The following is a 1559-nucleotide window of genomic DNA, read 5'->3' as shown; positions in this document are numbered from 1 at the left end:
CCCGAGGGTCTCCGCGGCGTGCAGCCCGGACAGCCAACCGCCGCGCTTGCCGATGGGGGTGCGAACTGCCTCGACGATTACTGGTGTGCCCACGGCGGGCTCCTTTCCCTTTGTACCTTGAAAAGTAGAACAGGTTCATCGCGGGGGCAAGGACTATGCCCACGGATCTTCCCTATACGGAGGGCCTGTGATTCAATGTTTATAGAACGTGTTACAGATCACCTGCGACATCGATCGCGGGGGCAGGAGACAACAGTGGCACAGCCCAACATTCCCGCGGGATTCGACTTTACGGACCCCGACATCTACGCACACCGGCTGCCGGTGGAAGAACTCGCCGAGGTCCGCAAGGCCGAGCCGGTGTTCTGGGTGGAGCAGCCTGACGGTGTCGGCGGGTTCAACGACGGTGGCTACTGGCTGGTCACCCGGCACGAGGACATCCGGGACGTCTCGCAGCGCAGCGACGTGTTCTCCACCTGGGAGAACACCGCCATCCCGCGCTTCGCCGACGACATGCAGCGCGAGCAGATCGAACTCCAGCGATTCGTGCTCCTGAACAAGGACGCGCCGGAGCACACCAAGCTGCGCAAGCTGGTCTCCCGCGGCTTCACCCCCCGCGCGATCAACGGGATCAAGGAAGAACTGCGGGACCGCGCAGAGGCCATCGTCAAGGCCGCGGCCGCGGAGGGCAGCGGCGACTTCGTCACCCAGGTCGCCGCGGAGCTGCCGCTGCAGGCCATCGCCGAACTCATCGGTGTGCCGCAGGAGGACCGCGGCAAGGTCTTCGAGTGGTCCAACCAGATGACCTCCTACGACGACCCCGAGTTCGCGGACATCGACCCGGCGGCCGCGTCGATGGAGATCCTCGGCTACGCGTACCAGATGGCCGAGGCCCGCAAGGCGAACCCGGCCGACGATCTCGTCACCACCCTCATCGAGGCGGACGTCGACGGCGACGTGCTCAGCCCGGAGGAGTTCGGCTTCTTCGTGATCGTGCTCGCGGTGGCCGGCAACGAGACCACCCGCAACGCCACCACGCACGGCATGAAGGCCTTCATGGACAATCCCGAGCAGTGGGAGCTGTACAAGAAGGAGCGGCCGAAGACCACGGCCGACGAGATCATCCGCTGGGCCACCCCGGTCGCCGCGTTCCAGCGCACCGCGCTCGAGGACACCGAGATCGGTGGCGTGGCGATCAAGAAGGGCCAGCGCGTGGTGATGAACTACGTGTCGGCGAACTTCGACGAGGAGGTGTTCGAGAGCCCGGAGAAGTTCAACATCCTGCGCGACCCGAACCCGCACCTGTCGTTCGGTGGCACCGGCGCCCACTACTGCCTCGGCGCCAACCTGGCCCGCATGGAGATCGACCTGATCTTCAACGCGATCGCGGACTTCCTGCCGGACATCGTCGAGGCCGGGGACACCCGCCGGCTGCGCTCCGGCTGGCTCAACGGCATCAAGGAGTACCAGGTCGACTACAAGACCGGCGGTTGCCCGGTCGCCCACTAGGGCAGTCGATCCACCAGCAGCACCACGGCAGCGCCGGCGCGGTTCACCGC

General features: G+C 65.9%; 1 protein-coding gene. It reads left to right on the top strand.

The window, feature by feature from the left end:
• The first annotated feature begins 255 nt into the window (after positions 1-255).
• On the top strand, positions 256-1509 hold the full coding sequence (locus ACFXGJ_RS24380; RefSeq protein ID WP_378625849.1) for a cytochrome P450: 1254 nt from the start codon (positions 256-258) through the stop codon (positions 1507-1509).
• Positions 1510-1559: the final 50 nt, after the last annotated feature.

It is taken from the genome of Rhodococcus sp. NPDC059234 (assembly GCF_042754225.1).
GTDB lineage: Bacteria > Actinomycetota > Actinomycetes > Mycobacteriales > Mycobacteriaceae > Rhodococcus_G.
This window is presented reverse-complemented; position numbering and strand designations above follow the sequence as displayed.